Below are 20,010 nucleotides of genomic sequence, written 5' to 3' on the forward strand. Positions count from 1 at the left end.
ACCCCTTTCGTAGAATCGACGGCGATGACAATCACCTCTGACCGCGGCACCGCGACCTCGGGCCGGAACGCCTTCGGCGAGCCGACCGACCCCCACCTCCCCGGCGTGACCGTCCCGACCGGCTCCTCGACGCTCAGCGTCCGCGGGGCCCGGGTGCACAACCTCCGGAACGTCGACCTCGAGATCCCCCGTGACTCCCTCGTGGTGTTCACCGGCCTGTCCGGATCCGGCAAGTCGTCACTGGCCTTCGACACGATCTTCGCCGAGGGCCAGCGACGCTACGTCGAGTCCCTGTCCGCGTACGCGCGACAGTTCCTCGGCCAGGTCGACCGGCCCGACGTCGACTTCATCGAAGGGCTGTCGCCCGCGGTGTCGATCGACCAGAAGTCGACGAACCGGAACCCGCGGTCGACGGTGGGCACGATCACCGAGGTCTACGACTACATGCGTCTGCTCTGGGCGCGCATCGGGGTGCCGCACTGCCCGACGTGCGGCGAGGTCATCAGCAAGCAGACCGTGCAGCAGATCGCCGACCAGCTCATGGAGTTCGAGTCCGGCACGCGCTTCCAGGTGCTCGCCCCGGTCATCTCCAAGAAGAAGGGCGAGTTCGTCGACCTCTTCCAGGAACTCGCGGCGTCCGGCTACGCCCGCGCGATCGTCGACGGTGAGCGCATCCAGCTCAGCGACCCGCCGAAGCTCAAGAAGCAGGTCAAGCACGACATCTCGGTGATCGTCGACCGTCTGGTGTCGAACGAGGACATCCTCGGTCGGCTCACCGACTCGCTCGAGACAGCACTGCGCCTGACCGGTGGCACCGTCGGCATCGACCTGGTCGACCACGACGGCCCCGGTGCGGTGCGCACCTACTCCGAGAACCTGTCGTGCCCGAACAACCACCCGCTCGCGCTGACCGAGATCGAGCCCCGCACGTTCTCGTTCAACGCGCCGTTCGGCGCCTGCCCGGAGTGCTCCGGGCTCGGCACGCGCATGTCGGTGGACCCGGACCTGGTGCTCGGCGACCCCGATGCCTCGCTGCGCGACGGCGTCCTGCTGCCCTGGACCGGAGCGAGCGGGCTGTACTCGTACTTCGAGAAGCTCCTCGCCGGCCTCGGCAAGGACCTCGGGTTCACGCTCGACACCCCGTGGAGCCAGCTCGACGCCTCGGTGCAGGCCGCGATCCTGACGGGCAAGGACTTCCAGGTGTCGGTGTCGTGGCGCAACCGCTTCGGCCGCGAGATGCGCTACACCAGCGGGTTCGAGGGCGTCATGCCCTACATCGAGCGCAAGTTCGCCGAGGCCGAGTCGGACTCGCAGCGCCAGCGCTTCCAGGGCTACCTGCGCGAGGTCCCCTGCCCGGTGTGCGAGGGCACACGACTGAAGCCCGAGGTCCTGGCGGTCACGGTCGACGGCCGCAGCATCGCCGACGTCACCGACATGTCCCTCGACAACGCGTACGCGTTCATGGACACCCTGACGCTCACCGACCGCGAAGCGCACATCGCCGCGGCGGTCCTGCGCGAGATCCGGGCGCGCCTCGAGTTCCTGCTCGAGGTCGGCCTGAACTACCTGACCCTGGCGCGCGGCGCCGGTGGGCTGTCCGGTGGCGAAGCACAGCGCATCCGCCTCGCGACGCAGATCGGCTCCGGCCTGACCGGGGTGCTCTACGTGCTCGACGAGCCGAGCATCGGGCTGCACCAGCGGGACAACCGCCGTCTCATCGACACCCTGGTCAAGCTCAAGGACCTCGGCAACACCCTGATCGTCGTCGAGCACGACGAGGACACCATCCGCACGGCCGACTGGGTCGTCGACATCGGCCCCGGGGCCGGCGTCAACGGCGGCAACGTCGTGCACTCGGGCTCGTACGAGGGCATCATCGCGAACCGCGAGTCGGTGACGGGGGACTACCTCGCCGGCCGTCGTGCGATCGAGGTCCCCGCCGAGCGCCGCAAGGTGAACCTGAAGCGCACCATCAGCGTGCAGGGCGCACGGGCGAACAACCTCAAGACGATCGACGCCGACTTCCCGCTCGGGGTGTTCACCGCGGTCACCGGCGTGAGCGGGTCGGGCAAGTCCACCCTGGTCAACGACATCCTGTACAAGGTGCTCGCGAACCAGCTCAACGGCGCCCGGCACATCGCCGGCAAGCACACCCGCGTCAAGGGCCTCGACCAGCTGGACAAGGTCGTGCACGTCGACCAGGCCCCGATCGGCCGCACGCCGCGCTCGAACCCGGCGACCTACACGGGCGTGTTCGACCGGATCCGTCAGCTGTTCGCCGAGACACCCGAGGCGAAGACCCGTGGCTACCAGCCCGGTCGGTTCAGCTTCAACGTCAAGGGCGGCCGGTGCGAGAACTGCTCCGGTGACGGCACGATCAAGATCGAGATGAACTTCCTGCCCGACGTCTACGTCGCGTGCGAGGTCTGCGGCGGCGCGCGGTACAACCGCGAGACGCTCCAGGTCCACTACAAGGGCAAGAGCATCTCCGAGGTCCTGGACATGCCGATCAGCGAGGCGGCCGAGTTCTTCGAGCCGATCTCCGCGATCCACCGGTACATGGCGACGCTCGTCGACGTGGGCCTCGGGTACGTCCGTCTCGGCCAGAGCGCGACCACACTCTCCGGCGGCGAGGCACAGCGCGTGAAGCTCGCCACCGAGCTGCAGCGCCGCTCGAACGGCCGCACCGTGTACGTGCTCGACGAGCCGACGACGGGTCTGCACTTCGAGGACGTCCGCAAGCTGCTCATCGTGCTGCAGAGCCTGGTCGACAAGGGCAACACCGTCATCACGATCGAGCACAACCTCGACGTGATCAAGTCGGCCGACTGGGTCATCGACATGGGCCCAGAGGGCGGCGCCGGCGGCGGTACGGTGCTCGCCACCGGCACCCCGGAGCACGTGGCGGACGTGCCGGAGAGCTTCACGGGCGTCTTCCTGCGGGAGATCTTCGACGCACAGGACGCCCGGGTCGGCAAGCAGCAGGCGGTGGAGGCCCGCACGGCGAGCCGACCGGGCAAGTCGACCAAGCAGAAGGCGGGTGCACGGTAGGTGGCGGACACCGTTCCGTGGCGCCCGAAGGCGGGGGAGATCCCGACCGACCCGGGCGTCTACCGCTGGCGTGACGAAGCCGGCCGGGTGCTCTACGTCGGCAAGGCGAAGAACCTCCGCGCCCGGCTGAGCAACTACTTCGCACCGCTGCCCACGCTGCACGAACGCACCCGGCGCATGGTGCTGACGGCCCGCAGCGTGGAGTGGACGACGGTCGGCTCCGAGATCGAGGCACTGCAGCTCGAGTACACCTGGATCAAGGAGTTCGACCCGCCGTTCAACGTCAAGTTCCGTGACGACAAGTCGTACCCGTACATGGCGATCACCATGGCGGACGAAGCCCCACGGGTGATGGTCACGCGGAACCGGAAGATCAAGGGTGCGAAGTACTTCGGGCCGTACCCGAAGATCTGGGCGGTGCACGACACCATCGACCTGATGATCAAGGTGTTCCCGATCCGCACCTGCTCGGACTCCTCGTACAAGCGCGCGATGCAGACGGGCAAGCCCTGCTTCCCCGGGCAGATCGGCAAGTGCGGCGGTCCCTGCTCGCAGCGCGTCACCATCGAGGAGCACCGTGCGCTCGTCGAGGAGTTCGTGCGGTTCATGAACAGCTACGACCGCCGGGTGATCACCGAGCTGCGCCAGCGCATGGGTGCCTCGGCCGACGCCATGCAGTACGAACAGGCCGCGAAGTTCCGCGACCAGGTCGAGGCGCTCGAGGCCGTGCTCGAGAAGTCCGCCGTGGTGCTCCGCGACTCGGTGGACCTCGACCTGTTCGGCATCGCCGAGGACGAACTCGCCGCCGCCGTCCAGCTGTTCTCGGTCCGTGGCGGGCGCATCCGCGGTGTCCGCGGGTGGGTCGTCGACAAGGAACTCGACATCTCGACCGGTGACCTGGTCGAGCAGATCGTGCAGGGCGTCTACGCCGACAACGAGCTCACGCCGGCCGCCGTCGCCGAGGAACCCCCGCGCGAGGTCGTGGTGCCGACCCTGCCCGAGGACGCCGACGCGCTGCAGCAGTGGCTCAGCGAACGACGGGGCGGCCGCGGCACGAAGCTCAGCACGGCGCAACGCGGTGACCGTGCCGGCCTGGCCCGCACGGCCGCGCAGAACGCCGCCCAGGCGCTGATGCTCTACAAGACGAAGCGGTCGGCCGACTACACGACGCGCTCCGCGGCCCTCGCCGACATCCAGGACGCCCTCGGCATGACCGAGGCCCCGCTCCGCATGGAGTGCTACGACATCTCGCACCTGCAGGGCACGAACGTCGTGGCGTCGATGGTGGTGTTCGAGGACGGCCTGCCCCGCAAGGACCAGTACCGCCGCTACACGATCGCCGAGACCACCGACGACACCGACAGCATGTACCAGGTGCTCACCCGGCGCCTGGCGCGCCTCGACGAGGACGCCGACCTGCCGGACGTCCCCGACGTGACGAGCGCCGAGGTGGTCGAGGGCTCCAAGCCCTCGAAGCGGTTCGCCTACCGGCCGCAACTGCTCATCGTCGACGGTGGACAACCCCAGGTGCAGGCCGCCAAGCGCGCGCTGGACGAAGCCGGGGTGCAGGACATCGCGCTGGTCGGCATCGCGAAGCGTCTCGAGGAGCTCTGGCTGCCCGACGACGACTTCCCGGTGATCATGCCGCGCAACTCCGAGGCGCTCTTCCTCATCCAGCGCATCCGCGACGAGGCGCACCGGTTCGCGATCACGCACCAGCGCACCCGCCGCAAGCGCGACGTGCGGTCCCGGCTGTCGGAGATCCCCGGGCTCGGGCCGTCGCGGGTGAATGCGCTGCTCAAGCACTTCGGATCCGTGGCACGGCTGCGCGAGGCCACGGCCGACGAGATCAGCGAGGTCAACGGTGTCGGTCCGGCGACCGCCGCGGCGGTCGTCACGAAGCTGCAGCAGACCCCGACGAGCGCGCCGGCCACCAGCACGGCGAGCCCGACGAGCGCGCCGGACGCCGAGACGGACCCGACGGACACCGCGGACTCCACGGACCCCACGGACCCTGCGGACGCTGCGCCGCTCCCAGGAGGCCCGGTGCGGGTCCCCGACGTGACCCACGACGGTCCGCAGCTGCCCACGTGACGCATCCCGTGCCTCACGACACCTGTCGGGCGATACCCTGGTCCCGCAGCCGAGACCTCCCCGGGCGACGCGCCCGGGCCGCCACGACGGAGCCCACTCCCAGATGACCGACAGCGCCACAGCGACCGCGCACGCGTCGCAGCACGACATCCTCATCGTCACCGGCATGTCCGGGGCCGGGCGTTCGACGGTCGGCAAGGCCCTCGAAGACCTCGGCTGGTACGTCGTCGACAACCTGCCGACGCAGATGCTGGCACCGCTCACCGAGCTGGCCGACCGCGCCGGCGAGAAGATCCCGAAGATCGCCACGGTCGTCGACGTCCGCGGCGGACGGTTCTTCACGGACCCGGAGCACGCGGTCGAACAGGTGCGGTCGACCACGTCCGCACGGGTCCGGGTGCTGTTCCTCGAAGCCACCGACGCCGTCCTGGTGCGGCGCTTCGAGCAGGTCCGACGACCCCACCCGCTCCAGGGCGAGGACACCCTGCTCGACGGCATCGCGCGCGAGCGGACACGGTTGGCTGGTCTGCGCGAGGCATCCGACATGGTGATCGACACCTCGGACCTCAACATCCACCAGCTCGCGAACACCGTCACCGAGCAGTTCGCCGACGATCACTTCGTGGGTGTTCAGGTGACGCTCATGAGCTTCGGGTTCAAGTACGGACTGCCCGCCGACGCCGACATGGTGGCCGACGTCCGGTTCCTGCCGAACCCCTACTGGGTCCCGGAACTCCGGGCCCACACGGGCCTCGACCAGCCCGTCTCGGACTACGTCCTGGCCCAGGCCGGAGCCCGTCCGTTCGTCGATCGGTACGTCTCCGTGCTCGAGCCGGTGCTCGAGGGGTACCAGCGCGAGAACAAAAGACACGCTACGATCGCCATCGGCTGTACCGGCGGGAAGCACCGCTCGGTCGCCATCGTCGCCGAGTTGGCGAACCTCCTCCGCGGGATGCCTGGCGTCGCCGTGCGTGTGAAGAACCGAGATCTCGGCCGGGAGTGACCGTCCCTCCGGCCGCTCCCCACGTACGTGCCGCCGGAATCGCGGGACCACCAGATGAACGTTAGGAATGATGCTGTGCCGTTGACTGCCGAGGTCAAGGACGAACTGGCCAGGGTCGCCGTGAACCGCAACACGGTCCGCGCCGCCGAACTGGCCACGATCCTCCGGTTCGCGGGTGGCCTGCACGTCATCTCGGGCCGCATCGCGGTCGAGGTGGAGCTCGACACCCGGATCATCGTGCACCGGGTCCGCAAGGACCTCGCCGAGCTGTACGGCGTCCGCAGCGAGGCGTCGGTGGGCTCGTCCGCGTCGTCCCGTCGTGGCACCCGCTACCTGGTCCGCGTGCTCGAGGCGGGGGAGACCCTCGCACGCCAGACCGGTCTGATGGACGCCCGTCGTCGCCCCGTCCGCGGGCTGCCGAACCGGCTCACCACGGGCAACCGCGAGGACCTCGCCGCGATCTGGCGCGGTGCGTTCCTCGCCTCCGGCACCCTGACCGACCCGGGCCGGGCCGCAGCGCTCGAGGTCACGTGCCCCGGCAACGAGGCCGCCATGGCCCTCGTCGGCGCCGCGTCGCGTCTCGGCGTCGCCGCGAAGGGCCGCGAGGTCCGTGGCGTCCACCGCGTCGTCATCCGCGACGGCGAGGCCATCGGCCAGATGCTCACGGTGATGGGCGCCGCCCGCACCACCGCCGACTGGGAGGAGATGCGGCAGCGTCGCGAGGTCCGTGCGACCGCGAACCGCCTCGTCAACTTCGACGACGCCAACCTCCGCCGTTCGGCGCAGGCCGCCGTCGCCGCCTGCGCCCGCGTCGAGCGCGCGCTCGAGATCCTCGGCGACGAGGTCCCCGACCACCTGCAGTACGCCGGCGCGCTGCGCCTGCAGCACCGCGACGCGTCGCTCGACGAGCTCGGCCAGCACGCCGACCCGCCCATGACGAAGGACGCCATCGCCGGTCGCATCCGCCGACTCCTCGCCATGGCCGACAAGCGCGCGTCCGACCTCGGCATCCCCGGGACGGAAGCGAGCGTCCCCGAGGAGCTCGAGGGCGTCTGAGACGGGTCGTCCGACCTGCATGACGGGAGGCGCGGTGCCAGCTGGCACCGCGCCTCCCGTCCGTTCTGTGGGGGCGCTCACGGGCCGCACCGACGTCGTTCCGGACGTTGCGGACGACCGTCCGGACGGACCGTCACACCGCACTGCCTGGCAGGGTCCGACTGCTAGGGTCGTTACGGCGACGTTACGGGGCGTATCGTCCACCACACGCGGGCCCGACAGGGCCAGCGCCCTCCGAAAGCAGCGCCCCTCGGGCGCTCCACACCCACCAGGAGATCCATTGACCGTCAAGATCGGTATCAACGGCTTCGGCCGTATCGGCCGCAACTTCTTCCGGGCCGCCCTCGCGAAGGGCTCCGACCTCGAGATCGTGGCGGTGAACGACCTCACCGACAACGCCGCTCTGGCGAACCTGCTGAAGTTCGACTCCATCACGGGTCGTCTCGGTGTCTCCGTCGAGCTCGACGGCGACAACATCGTCGTCGACGGCAAGGCCATCAAGGTCCTCGCGGAGCGCGACCCCGCCAACCTCCCCTGGGGCGAGCTGGGCGTCGACATCGTCATCGAGTCGACCGGCTTCTTCACCAAGGCCGCCGATGCGCAGAAGCACATCGACGCGGGCGCCAAGAAGGTCATCATCTCCGCCCCGGCCACCGGTGACGACGTCACCATCGTCCTCGGCGTGAACGAGGACCAGTACGACCCGGCGAACCACAACATCATCTCGAACGCGTCCTGCACCACGAACAGCCTCGCGCCGCTCGCCAAGGTGTTCAACGACAAGTTCGGCATCGAGCGTGGTCTCATGACCACGATCCACGCCTACACCGCCGACCAGAACCTGCAGGACGGCCCGCACAAGGACCCCCGTCGTGCCCGTGCGGCCGCGCTGAACATCGTCCCGACCTCGACCGGTGCCGCCAAGGCCATCGGCCAGGTCATGCCGGAGCTCGCCGGCAAGCTCGACGGCTTCGCGCTCCGCGTCCCGGTCCCGACCGGCTCGATCACCGACCTCACCCTCGAGACCAAGTCCGAGGTCACCGTCGACGAGATCAACGCCGCGTACAAGGAGGCCGCAGAGGGCCCGCTCAAGGGCATCCTGCTCTACAGCGAGGACCCGCTGGTGTCGACCGACATCACGACGGACCCGCACTCCTCGATCTACGACTCCGGCCTGACCAAGGTCATCGGCGGTCTCGTGAAGATCACCTCGTGGTACGACAACGAGTGGGGCTACTCGAACCGTCTCGTCGACCTGACCGAGTACGTCGGCGAGCGTCTGTAACACATGGCCCTCCGCACCCTCGAGGACCTCGGCGACCTCGCCGGCAAGCGCGTCGTCGTCCGTTGTGACCTGAACGTCCCGCTCAAGGACGGCACGATCACGGACGACGGCCGCGTGCGGGCGTCCCTGACGACCCTCAACACCCTCATCACCGCCGGCGCGCGCGTCATCGTGATCTCCCACCTGGGCCGCCCCGACGGGGAACCCAAGCCGGAGTTCTCGCTCGCGCCGGTCGGCCAGCGGCTCTCCGAGCTGCTCGGCAAAGAGGTCACGTTCGTCGGCGAGACCGTCGGCGACGAGGCGACCGGAGCCGCCGAGGCCCTCGAGGACGGTGACGTCCTGCTGCTCGAGAACCTCCGGTTCAACCCGGAGGAGACCTCGAAGGACGCTGCCGCGCGGTCCGCCTTCGCGGACCGCATCGCGGCTCTCGGTGACGCCTTCGTCTCCGACGGCTTCGGTGTCGTGCACCGCAAGCAGGCCTCGGTCTACGAACTCGCATCTGCGCTGCCCAGTGCAGCCGGTTCGCTCATCGAGACCGAACTGCGGGTGCTCGAGCGCCTGACCTCCTCGCCGGAACGGCCGTACACGGTCGTGCTCGGTGGCTCGAAGGTCAGCGACAAGCTCGGCGTCATCGACCACATCCTGCCCAAGGTCGACACGCTGTGCATCGGCGGCGGCATGCTCTTCACCTTCCTCGCGGCCCAGGGCCACGGGGTGGCGAAGTCGTTGCTCGAAGCCGACCAGCTCGACGTCGTCCGCGAGTACCTCTCGCGGGCGAAGGAGCTCGGTGTGACGATCGACCTGCCGACCGACGTCGTGGTGGCCTCCGGGTTCTCCGCCGACGCGGCGCACGAGACGGTGGCGGCCGACGCGATCGAGTCGTCGTCGTTCGGCCCCGACGGCATCGGCCTCGACATCGGGCCGGAGACGGCGGCGCGGTTCGCGTCGGCGGTGTCCGGTTCGAAGACGGTGTTCTGGAACGGCCCGATGGGCGTGTTCGAGTTCCCGGCCTTCGCCGCCGGCACGAAGACCGTCGCCAAGGCCCTGACCGAGGTCGACGGCCTCGGTGTGGTCGGTGGTGGCGACTCCGCTGCTGCGGTCCGCTCGCTCGGCTTCTCGGACGACCAGTTCGGGCACATCTCGACCGGTGGCGGTGCGAGCCTCGAGTTCCTCGAGGGCAAGTCGCTTCCCGGTCTCGAAGCACTGGGGTGGTCCGCATGACCCGTACGCCGCTGATCGCCGGCAACTGGAAGATGAATCTCGATCATCTCCAGGCCATCGCGACTGTACAGAAGCTCGCGTGGACCCTGAAGGACGCCCGCCACGACTTCGACGACGTCGAGGTCGCGGTCTTCCCGCCCTTCACCGACCTGCGGAGCGTGCAGACGCTCATCTCGGCCGACAAGCTGCCGATCCACTTCGGTGCGCAGGACCTGTCGCAGTACGACTCCGGTGCCTACACCGGCGACGTCTCCGGCGCGTTCCTGTCGGCGCTCGACGCGCAGTACGTCATCGTCGGACACTCCGAGCGGCGCACGCTGCACGGTGAGACCGACGAGGTCGTCGCGGCCAAGACCGCCGCAGCCGTCAAGCACGGCCTCGTGCCGGTGGTCTGCGTCGGCGAGACCGGTGAGCAGCGCGAACAGCGCGGCGCCGGCGTCGTGCCGGTCGAGCAGCTCCGCGTCGTGCTCGACGCCGTGCAGCCGTCCGACATCGTCGTCGCCTACGAGCCCGTCTGGGCGATCGGTTCCGGCCAGGCGGCCACGGCCGAGCAGGCGCAGGACGAGTGCGCCGCGATCCGTCGCGGCATCGCTGCTGCCTGGGGCGACCAGGCCGCTGCCGACACGCGCGTCCTGTACGGCGGTTCGGTCAAGTCCGGCAACATCGCCGGGTTCCTCCGTGAGCCCGACATCGACGGCGCCCTCGTCGGCGGCGCATCCCTCGACGTGCAGGAGTTCGCGGCGATCGCCCGGTTCCGCCAGCACGTCGGGCTGTAGCCACACCGGCTGGCGTCGGGCTGTAGTCCGCACCACTCCCGTCCGTGTACCGGCCGTGCCCCGCGCGGCCGGTACACTGGTACGGCTGACTGACACGAAAGGTACGTCGTGGCGATACTCTCCGTCGTGCTGCAGGTCCTGCTCGCAATCACGAGCCTCCTGCTCACGCTCCTCATCCTCCTGCACAAGGGCCGCGGTGGCGGCCTCTCCGACATGTTCGGTGGCGGCGTGACGAGCAACCTCGGGGCGTCCGGCGTCGCCGAGCGCAACCTCAACCGCATCACGGTGATCCTCGGTCTGGTCTGGATCGTCTCCATCATCGTGCTCGGTCTCATCAACAAGTTCACGGCGGGGGTCTGATCCATGGCTAGCGGAGGCAGTGCAATCCGAGGGTCCCGCGTCGGCGCCGGACCGATGGGCGAACAGGACCGTGGTGTCCAGGCCGAGCGTGTGGCGATCTCCTACTGGGACGCCCTCGGCAACGAGGTCGTGCGGTACTTTGCCGCGAACCTCCCGGACGAAGAGATCCCCGAGACGGTCGATTCGCCGTCGAGCGGGCTCCCCGCCGGGCGCGACAAGGAGAACCCTCCCGTGGTCTCCAAGACGGAGCCCTACAAGACGCACCTCGCGTACGTGAAGGAACGTCGGACTGAGGAAGAGGCAGCGCAGCTCCTCGAGGACGCGCTTCAGCAGCTCCGCGAGCGTCGCGGTACCGCTGCCAAGAAGGCGTAGCGCCCACACACACTGACGAAGGCCCCCGCACCGCGATGGTGTGGGGGCCTTCGTGCGTCGTGGGCGCGGTTGGCAGTGCTCACCGCGCGGGGGCTTACTCGCCGAGTGGTCACGACGCGCCGTGTGCGGCTCGCGGTGGTGGCACGTTCTGTCGCTTGCGGCGCCCGCAGCCGACAGTTCTTGACCGCTCGGCGTCGTGTCGGCGGGGTGTCGCAATCGTTCGGTTGCCTGGTGCCGCGCGGAGAGCCGGATCGCCGAGTGGTCATGACATGCCGCGTGCGGTTCGCTGCGGCGGCGGGTTCTGTCGCCCGGGCCCGCGTTCAGGCGACACTTCTTGACTGCTCGGCGCCGGCGAGCGGGTGTGGGGCGGCGGTGGGAGCGACCACAGACGGACGGGAGGCCCGGTGCCAACTGGCACCGGGCCTCCCGTCAGGCAGGACGCGCGTCTAGTACGTCGACGCGATGAGGTTCTCGGGGACGTCGCGCGCGGCGTCCTGGTCCACGAAGAAGACGGTGCGCTTGCGACCCTGGACGCCGCCCACGGGGACGTCCTCGACGGAGGCGCCCGCCAGGGCGAGCCCGAGGACCGACGCCTTCTCGGCACCGGACAGGATGACCCACACGCGCTGCGAGGCGTTGATCACCGGGTAGGTGACCGTCAGGCGCTGCGGCGGCGGCTTGGGGGAGTCGTCGACCGACACGACGGCGCGGTCGGTGACCGTGAGCTGCGGGAACTCGGGGAAGAGCGACGCGGTGTGCCCGTCGGGGCCGACACCGAGCAGCGTGATGTCGAAGCGCGGAGCGACGGCGCCCTCGTACGCGGCGTCCTGGAGCTCACGCTCGTACTGCAGCGCGGCCACTTCGATGTCGATGCCGGCGTCGGACGCGGGCATCGGGTGGATGTTCGACTCCGGGATGTCGACGTGGTCGAAGAAGTCGGTCTGCGTCCCCGTGGTGTTGCGGTCGGCGTCACCGGCCGGCACCCAGCGCTCGTCGACCCACCAGACGTGGACCTTCGACCAGTCGACGCTCTCGCGCGCCGGCGACTGGCCGATCGCGGCGAGGACGAGGGACGACACCGAGCCACCGCTGATCGCGATGTCGGCACGCTCCTGCTCGTCGAGCACGTCGATGATCTTGGTGATGAAGCGTGCGGCGACCGAAGCGCCGAGGGCCTGCTTGTCCGGGTGCACGAGCACCCGCCGTTCGTTGGTCACGTGACTCCCGTGTTCGTGGCGGCCGACCGGTCGTACGACCGCCTTCGGTCCGGTCGGGCCGCCTGCACCAGACAGACGACCCGACCGTTGTGGGGTGCTCAGCGGGCGATGGTCTCGCGCAGCTGGGGAACCCCGTGCTTGACGACGTCTCCGAAGAGGACGTCCGGGTCGAGTCTACGGAGTTCCTCGGCCAGGCAGTCACGCAGGTTGCGGCGTGGCAGCGACAGGTCGTGCGTGGGCTGACCGGGCATCGAGAGCGTCGCGACGTCCACCAGGGAACGCTCGAGGTCGATGGTGCCCGACTCGCGCACGAGCTTGACGCCGTGGATGCCGCTCGAGCCGGTCGCACGCGGCGACGTGGTGACCGTCACCGGCACCTCGAGCTGGAGCTGCAGCCACGCGGCGAGCAGGATCGTCGACGGGCTGTCCGACGCGCCCGTCACCTCGACGCCCGTGATGGGCTCGTACGGCGGCTGGTCGAGCGCCGCGGCGAGCTGGTTCCGCCAGAGGGTCAGTCGGGTCCACGCGAAGTCGGTGTCGCCCGGCACGTACGAGGCACCGAGCGCCTCGATCGCCCCGTTCGGGTCCTTCTGCGCGGCGGCGTCGGTGATCCGGCGCTGGGCGATGCGGCCCAGTGCCGAGGCCGACGGCTGCGACGGCGCGGTCTGCGGCCACCAGGCCACGACCGGGGCGTCCGGCAGGAGCAGGCCCGTGACCAGGCTCTCCTCGTCGGTCGCGGTCTCGCCGTAGGCGCGGAGGACGATGACCTCACTGGCGCCCGCGTCGCTGCCCACGCGGATCTGTGCGTCGAGACGGCCGGGCGACTTCGTGTCGCCGTCGTTCTTCGACACGATGATCACGCGCATCGGGTGCTCGCGGGACGCCTCGTTCGCCGCCTCGATCGCCTCTTCCTCGTGGCCGAGGGCCGTCGAGATGATCAGCGTCAGGACACGACCGAGGGCGACGGCGCCGCCCTCCTCGCGGATGTGGACGAGCTTCTTCTGGATCTTCGAGACCGTGGTGTTCGGCAGGTCGATCTTCATGGACGCCTCCAGGTCCGGCCGTCGCGGGCGAGCAGGGCATCGGCGGACGCCGGACCCCACGTGCCGGGACGGTACTGCTCGGGCTGGCCCTGCGTGGCCCAGAACTCCTCGATCGGGTCGAGGATCTTCCAGGACAGCTCGACCTCCTGGTGCCGCGGGAACAGCGGCGGGTCGCCGAGGAGCACGTCGAGGATGAGTCGCTCGTACGCCTCAGGGGATGCCTCGGTGAAGGCGTGGCCGTAGCCGAAGTCCATCGTCACGTCGCGCACCTGGGTGCCGACGCCGGGGACCTTCGAGCCGAACCGGAGCGTGACGCCCTCGTCCGGCTGGACGCGGATCACGAGCGCGTTCTGACCGAGGGGGGACTGCGAGTTGCCGTAGACGTCCTCGGGGACGCGCTTGAAGACGATCGCGATCTCGGTCACACGGCGCCCGAGCCGCTTGCCGGCGCGCAGGTAGAACGGGACGCCCTGCCAGCGACGGGTCGCGATGTCGAGCTTGATCGCGGCGTACGTCTCGGTGCCGGACTCGGGGTTCATCCCGGCCTCGTCGAGGAAGCCGAGCACCTTCTCGCCGCCCTGCCAGCCGCCGGCGTACTGTCCACGCGCCGTGGCGGTCGACAGGTCCTCGGGCAGCCGCACGGCGGACAGCACCTTCTCCTTCTCGGCACGCAGGTCGGCGGCCTTGAACGAGACGGGCTCCTCCATCGCGGTGAGCGCGAGGAGCTGCAGCAGGTGGTTCTGGATGACGTCGCGCGCAGCGCCGATGCCGTCGTAGTACGCGGCACGTCCCGCGACGCCGATGTCCTCGGCCATCGTGATCTGCACGTGGTCGACGTAGTTCGAGTTCCAGATGGGTTCGTACATCTGGTTCGCGAACCGGAGCGTCAGCAGGTTCTGGACGGTCTCCTTGCCGAGGTAGTGGTCGATGCGGAACACGTCGTCGGGCGCGAAGACGCTCTCGACGATCGCGTTCAGCTCGCGCGCGGTGCGGAGGTCGGAGCCGAACGGCTTCTCGACGACCACGCGGCTCCACGAGCCCTCGCGCTTCGCGGTGAGGCCGGACAGCTTCAGCTGCTCGGTCACCACCGGGAACATCTTCGGCGGGATGGACAGGTAGAACGCGTGGTTGCCCAGCGTTCCGCGCTCGGTGTCCAGGTCGTCGACGGTCTGCTTGAGCTGCAGGAACGCCTCGGGGTCGTCGAACGAGCCCTGGACGAAGCGGATGCCCTGTTCGAGCTGACGCCAGACGTCCTCGTCGAACGGGGTGCGGGAGTGCTCCTTGACGGCGTCGTGCACGAGCTGGGAGAAGTCTTGGTCCTCCCAGTCGCGACGGGCGAAGCCGACGAGCGCGAACCCCGGGGGCAGGAGCCCCCGGTTGGCCAGGTCGTAGACCGCCGGCATCAGCTTCTTGCGTGACAGGTCGCCCGTCACGCCGAAGATGATGAGCGTGCTCGGTCCCGCGATCCGGTTCAGTCGACGATCCGTCGGCAGCCGGAGCGGGTTGTGCTCCGGGGTGATTGCCACCGGTGACATGAGTCGGTGAACTCCTTACGAGTCAGTGGGAGACGGCGGAGGCGATGGCCGCGGTGGCGGCGCGGACGTCCGACGTCGTGAGGGTGAGGACCGGGCGGCCGTGCTGCGCGAGGACACTCGCGTCACCGGCTGCCTGGGCCTGGAGGAGCTGGCCGAACGTGAACGGCCGGCCCGGGATCGCCAGGTCGTCCGGTTCGTCCGCCACGATCTGCAGGAACACTCCCGTGGCGGGTCCGCCCTTGTGGTACTGCCCGGTCGAGTGCAGGAACCGCGGGCCGTACCCGAAGGTGACCGGCCGACGCGTGCGCGCCGCCAGGGCGTCGCGGAGCGTCTCGAGGTCACGGTTCGTGGTGCGGTCGACGTACGCCTGCACCGCCACGTAGCCGGTGGCGTCCAGTTCGGACAGGAGGCCCGTCACGGCTTCTGCGAGCGTCGTCCCGACCGCCAGTCCGGGCGTCGCGGAGACGGCGATGCCGTCCTCGGTGAACGCGGGGTCCGCAGGCGCGGGACGGTCGTCGAGCAGCGCACGGGTCGCGACCTTGGCGGCCTCGACGTCGGGCTGGTCGAACGGGTCGATGCCGAGCAGCCGCCCGGCGACGGCGACGGCGTACTCCCAGACGAGGATCTGACCACCGAGCGTCCCGGTGATCTCGACCTCGCCCTCGGCGACGTGGCGCTCGTCCTCGCGCGAACCGACCAGGCGGATGACCTGGACGTCCGGCAGGGCTGCGGAGACCTCGGGGGAGTCGGCGTGCAGCACGACGGGCAGCAGGCCACGTCCGCTCTTGCCGGTCGACTCCGCGATCAGCTGCTCCACCCAGTCGCCGAACCCGACGATGTGGGTGCCGTCCGGCACGATGGCGATCTTGTCGCGCAGCGGGTCGGTGCCGGCGAGGACCGCACCGAGCACGAGCCCGGGGTTCTCGTCGAGGTCGACCGACAGCAGCGCGGAGATGGCGTCGGCCTCGTCCAGCAGCTCGGCGATGTCCGCTCCGGCGAGACCGGAGGGCACCAGCCCGAACGCGGTGAGCGCCGAGTAGCGGCCGCCGACGGTCGGGTCGGCGGTGAAGACCCGGTAGCCGGCGTCGATCGCGGCGGCCTCGAGCGCGGAGCCCGGGTCGGTGACGACGACGATGCGGCCGGTGGGGTCGATGCCCGCGTCGCGGAACGCCTGCTCGTAGACGCGGCGCTGGGAGTCGGTCTCGAGCGTGGAGCCGGACTTCGACGAGACGACGAGCACGGTGCGCTCGAGGTCCGTCGTGACGGCGGCGCGGACCTGCGCGGGATCGGTCGAGTCGAGCACCGTCAGCGGGACGCCGGCGGTGCGCGTGATGACCTCCGGCGCGAGCGACGAGCCGCCCATGCCGGCGAGGACGACGTGGTCGACCCCTTCGGCACGGAGCGACTCGCGCAGCGCGGCGATCTGGGCGACGAGCGGGCGGGAGACCGAGACGGCCTCCACCCAGCCGAGGCGCTTGGACGCCTCGGCCTCGGCATCCGGTCCCCACAGCTCGGGGTCCTGGGCGGTGATGCCCGAGGCCACCAGGTCAGCGACGAGCCGCGGGACCACCGAGTCGATGGCCCGCGCGGCATCGCCGCTGGCAGCGATGGAAACCGTCACTACTTGGCGCCCTCGAGCGCGGTCTTCACGGTGTCGACGAGCTCGCCCCACGAGACGTTGAACTTGTCCACGCCCTCCTTCTCGAGCAGCGCCACGACGTCGTCGTAGTCGATGCCCTGCGCGGCGAGCTGGTCGAGGACCTGCTGCGCGGCGTCGAAGGTGCCGGCGATGGCGTCGCCGTGGATCTCACCGTGGTCGAACGTGGCGTCGAGCGTCTTGCCCGGCATCGTGTTCACGGTGTTCGGGGCGGCGAGCTCGGTCACGTAGAGCGTGTCGGGCAGCGACGGGTCCTTGACGCCGGTCGAGGCCCAGAGCGGACGCTGCGTGTTCGCACCGGCCTCGAGCAGGCCGAGGGCGCGCTCGGAGGCGAACGCCTCGGTCCAGACCTGGTAGGCGAGCTGCGCGTTGGCGATGCCGGCCTTCGACTTCAGGGCCGTGGCCTCGTCGGTGCCGACGGCGTCCAGGCGCTTGTCGATCTCCGAGTCGACGCGCGACACGAAGAACGAGGCGACCGAGTGGATCTTCGACAGGTCGTGGCCGGCGGCCTTGGCCTTCTCGAGCCCACCGAGGTAGGCGTCGATGACGGCGCGGTAGCGCTCGAGCGAGAAGATCAGGGTGACGTTGACGGAGATGCCGGCGCCGATGACCTCGGTGATGGCCTCGAGACCCTCGACCGTTGCGGGGATCTTGATGAGGACGTTCTCGCGGCCGACCTTCTCGAACAGGAACTTGGCCTGCTCGATGGTCTTGGCGGTCTCGTGGGCGAGGCCCGGCTCGACCTCGATCGAGACGCGGCCGTCGAAGCCCTTGGTCTCGTCGTAGATCGGCTTGAAGACGTCGGACGCGTTGGCGACGTCCTGCGTGGTGATCTCGAAGATCGCCTCGGTCACATCGGTACCGGCAGCGGCCAGCTCCTTGACCTGAGCGTCGTAGCGCTCGCCCTTGGCGAGGGCCGACGCGAAGATCGTCGGGTTGGTGGTCACGCCGACGACGTTCTTCTGCGCGATGAGGTCGGTGAGCTTGCCGGTCTCGAGGAGCTCGCGGGACAGGTCGTCGAGCCAGATGCTCACGCCGACCGCGGAGAGGGCGGCAGTGGGGGTGTTCTCAGCCATGTGTTTCTCTTCTTTCCTTCATCGGCCTGATGGCCGGGGTCTGGGGGACCGGGGGCGCGTGGCGGAGCCGAACCGCGCCTCCCGGCAGAAGGGCCGGATCCGGCGAACCGGACCCGGCCCCTGCGGGTCAGGAAGCCGCGATGGATTCCTTCGCGGCGGCCACGACGTGTTCCGTCGTGAAGCCGAACTCCTTGAAGAGCGTCTGGTAGTCGGCCGAGGCACCGAAGTGCTCGATCGAGACGCTGCGGCCCTTGTCGCCGACGATGTCGCGCCAGCTCATGGCGATGCCGGCCTCGACCGACACGCGAGCGGTGACGTCCTTCGGGAGCACCTGGTCCTGGTAGTTCTCGGATTGGGCGCGGAACCACTCGATGGACGGTGCGCTCACGACGCGGGCGTTGATGCCCTCGCCCTTGAGCTGCTCACGGGCCTCGACGGCGATCTGGACCTCGGACCCGGTCGCGATGAGGATCACGTCCGGGGTGCCGTTCGGCGCCTCGGCCAGGATGTACGCACCCTTGGCGACGTTCTTCGCCGAAGCGAAGACCTCACCGGAGGCGTCGCCCTCGCCACGCTCGAACACCGGCAGGTTCTGACGGCTCAGCGCGATGCCGGCCGGGCGGTCGGTGTGCTTGAGCATCTCGAGCCAGGCGTACGCGACCTCGTTGGCGTCGGCGGGGCGGACCACGTCGAGACCCGGGATCGCACGGAGCGACGAGACCTGCTCGATCGGCTGGTGCGTCGGGCCGTCCTCGCCGAGGGCGACGGAGTCGTGGGTCCAGACGTAGATCGCCGGCGCGCCCATGAGCGCGGCGAGACGGACCGCCGGACGCATGTAGTCGCTGAAGATCAGGAACGTGCCGCCGAAGGGGCGGGTGTTCCCGTGCAGGACGATGCCGTTGAGGATCGAGCCCATGGCGTGCTCGCGGATGCCGAAGTGCAGCACGCGGCCGTACGGGTCGGTGCTCCACGTCGACGTCGAGGCCTCGGCCGGACCGAAGGACTTGGCGCCCTCGATCGTGGTGAGGTTCGACTCGGCGAGGTCGGCCGAGCCACCCCAGAACTCGGGCATCAGCGGCGCGATGGCGTTGATGACCTTGCCGGAGGCGGCACGGGTCGAGACGGCCTTGTCGGTCGGGAAGACCGGCAGTGCTGCCTCGAGGTCCGCGGGGAGTTCCTTGGCGTTGACGCGGTCGAACAGCGCCTTCTTGTCGGCGTTGGCAGCAGCCCACGCGTCGAAGGTCTTCTGCCACTCGGCGTGCTGCGCCTGGCCCTTGGCGACGGCGCCGCGGGTGTACTCGAGGACCTCGGGGGCGACCTCGAAGGTCTTCGCGGTGTCGAAGCCGAGGACCTCCTTGAGGCCCTTGATCTCGTCGGCGCCGAGCGCCGAACCGTGGATCTTGCCGGAGTTCTGCTTGGTCGGCGACGGCCAGCCGATGATCGTCTTGAGGACGATGAGCGACGGCTTGTCGGTGACCTGCTGGGCGGCCTCGATCGCGGCGTGGAGCTCCACGGCGTCCTCGGAGTACTCGCCGGTCTTCTTCCAGTCGACGATCTGGACGTGCCAGCCGAGCGCCTCGTAGCGCTCGGGGACGCTCTCCGAGAACGCGATGTCGGTGTTGTCCTCGATCGAGATCTGGTTCGAGTCGTAGAACGCGATCAGGTTGCCGAGCTGCTGACGGCCGGCGAGCGAGCCCGCCTCGTTCGTCACGCCCTCCTGCATGTCACCGTCACCGGCGATCACGTAGGTGAAGTGGTCGAACGGCGACTGGCCGGCCGGGGTCTCCGGGTCGAACAGGCCGCGCTCGAAGCGCTGGGCGTAGGCGAAGCCGACCGAGGACGCGAGGCCCTGGCCGAGCGGGCCGGTGGTGATCTCGACACCGTCGGTGTGGCCGTACTCCGGGTGACCCGGGGTCTTCGAGCCCCACTTGCGCAGGTGCTGCAGGTCGTCGAGCTCGAGGCCGTAGCCGTGCAGGTAGAACTGCACGTACTGCAGGATCGAGGCGTGACCGGCGGAGAGGATGAAGCGGTCGCGGCCGATCCAGGTGGAGTCGCTCGGGTCGCGACGCATCACCTTCTGGAAGAGCAGGTGTGCGAGCGGCGCGAGGCTCATCGCGGTGCCGGGGTGACCGTTGCCGGCGGCCTCGACCGAGTCGGCGGCGAGAACGCGGGCCGTGTCGACGGCCTTCCGGTCGATGGCGTCCCAGGTGAATTCAGCCACTTGGATGTTGACCCTTCTTGATGCGACATGTGCGAGGGCTCGT

15 protein-coding genes are annotated in these 20,010 nt (G+C 69.6%); 9 read left to right on the forward strand and 6 right to left on the reverse strand.

The features are described 5' to 3' along the window. The first annotated feature begins 24 nt into the window (after positions 1-24). The 9 genes from uvrA (at position 25) to EDF33_RS13735 (ending at position 11,218) form a co-directional block, all read left to right on the forward strand. Positions 25-3,051, forward strand: a complete 3,027-nt coding sequence (gene uvrA / locus EDF33_RS13695; protein ID WP_228505224.1) for an excinuclease ABC subunit UvrA — start codon at positions 25-27, stop codon at positions 3,049-3,051. Then, on the forward strand, positions 3,052-5,145 hold the full coding sequence (uvrC, locus tag EDF33_RS13700) for an excinuclease ABC subunit UvrC (protein ID WP_132100320.1): 2,094 nt from the start codon (positions 3,052-3,054) through the stop codon (positions 5,143-5,145). Positions 5,146-5,248: 103 nt separating this feature from the next. Further along, positions 5,249-6,148 carry an RNase adapter RapZ gene (gene rapZ / locus EDF33_RS13705; RefSeq protein WP_111083956.1) on the forward strand — a complete coding sequence of 300 codons (900 nt, stop codon included), beginning with the start codon at positions 5,249-5,251 and terminating at the stop codon, positions 6,146-6,148. 75 nt (positions 6,149-6,223) lie between these two features. Continuing rightward, positions 6,224-7,204 (forward strand): DNA-binding protein WhiA, encoded by a 981-nt coding sequence (gene whiA, locus EDF33_RS13710; RefSeq protein ID WP_111083957.1) that lies wholly within the window; start codon positions 6,224-6,226, stop codon positions 7,202-7,204. A gap of 280 nt (positions 7,205-7,484) precedes the next feature. Further along, complete coding sequence (gap, locus tag EDF33_RS13715; RefSeq protein WP_111083958.1) at positions 7,485-8,489, forward strand: type I glyceraldehyde-3-phosphate dehydrogenase; 1,005 nt, start codon at positions 7,485-7,487, stop codon at positions 8,487-8,489. A 3-nt stretch (positions 8,490-8,492) separates the two neighbouring features. Further along, positions 8,493-9,710: a phosphoglycerate kinase gene (locus EDF33_RS13720; protein WP_132100321.1), complete on the forward strand. Its 1,218-nt coding sequence runs from the start codon at positions 8,493-8,495 to the stop codon at positions 9,708-9,710. Continuing rightward, entirely contained in the window at positions 9,707-10,486 is a 780-nt protein-coding gene (gene tpiA / locus EDF33_RS13725) for a triose-phosphate isomerase (RefSeq protein WP_111084168.1), read from the forward strand. Before EDF33_RS13720 ends, tpiA begins: the two co-directional genes overlap by 4 nt. A 108-nt stretch (positions 10,487-10,594) precedes the next feature. Continuing rightward, positions 10,595-10,846 (forward strand): preprotein translocase subunit SecG, encoded by a 252-nt coding sequence (secG, locus tag EDF33_RS13730; RefSeq protein ID WP_017887256.1) that lies wholly within the window; start codon positions 10,595-10,597, stop codon positions 10,844-10,846. A 3-nt stretch (positions 10,847-10,849) separates the two neighbouring features. Continuing rightward, on the forward strand, positions 10,850-11,218 hold the full coding sequence (locus EDF33_RS13735) for an RNA polymerase-binding protein RbpA (RefSeq protein ID WP_027465686.1): 369 nt from the start codon (positions 10,850-10,852) through the stop codon (positions 11,216-11,218). A gap of 446 nt (positions 11,219-11,664) precedes the next feature. On the opposite strand, the gene pgl is transcribed toward EDF33_RS13735, so the two are convergent. The 6 genes from pgl to tkt all read right to left on the reverse strand — a co-directional run bounded on the left by pgl (position 11,665) and on the right by tkt (position 19,967). Continuing rightward, positions 11,665-12,435 (reverse strand): 6-phosphogluconolactonase, encoded by a 771-nt coding sequence (gene pgl / locus EDF33_RS13740; protein WP_132100322.1) that lies wholly within the window; start codon positions 12,433-12,435, stop codon positions 11,665-11,667. A gap of 98 nt (positions 12,436-12,533) precedes the next feature. Continuing rightward, positions 12,534-13,478, reverse strand: a complete 945-nt coding sequence (locus tag EDF33_RS13745) for a glucose-6-phosphate dehydrogenase assembly protein OpcA (RefSeq protein WP_111083961.1) — start codon at positions 13,476-13,478, stop codon at positions 12,534-12,536. Then, complete coding sequence (gene zwf / locus EDF33_RS13750) at positions 13,475-15,013, reverse strand: glucose-6-phosphate dehydrogenase (RefSeq protein ID WP_132100323.1); 1,539 nt, start codon at positions 15,011-15,013, stop codon at positions 13,475-13,477. The genes EDF33_RS13745 and zwf overlap by 4 nt, the downstream gene beginning before the upstream one ends. 22 nt (positions 15,014-15,035) lie before the next feature. Beyond that, positions 15,036-16,634, reverse strand: coding sequence for a glucose-6-phosphate isomerase (locus EDF33_RS13755; protein ID WP_132100324.1), 1,599 nt, complete (start codon positions 16,632-16,634; stop codon positions 15,036-15,038). Beyond that, positions 16,634-17,746 carry a transaldolase gene (tal, locus tag EDF33_RS13760; protein ID WP_132100325.1) on the reverse strand — a complete coding sequence of 371 codons (1,113 nt, stop codon included), beginning with the start codon at positions 17,744-17,746 and terminating at the stop codon, positions 16,634-16,636. The genes EDF33_RS13755 and tal overlap by 1 nt, the downstream gene beginning before the upstream one ends. 127 nt (positions 17,747-17,873) lie before the next feature. Continuing rightward, positions 17,874-19,967: a transketolase gene (gene tkt, locus EDF33_RS13765; protein WP_123671736.1), complete on the reverse strand. Its 2,094-nt coding sequence runs from the start codon at positions 19,965-19,967 to the stop codon at positions 17,874-17,876. Positions 19,968-20,010 lie beyond the last annotated feature (43 nt).

It is taken from the genome of Curtobacterium sp. PhB146 (assembly GCF_004342995.1).
GTDB lineage: Bacteria > Actinomycetota > Actinomycetes > Actinomycetales > Microbacteriaceae > Curtobacterium.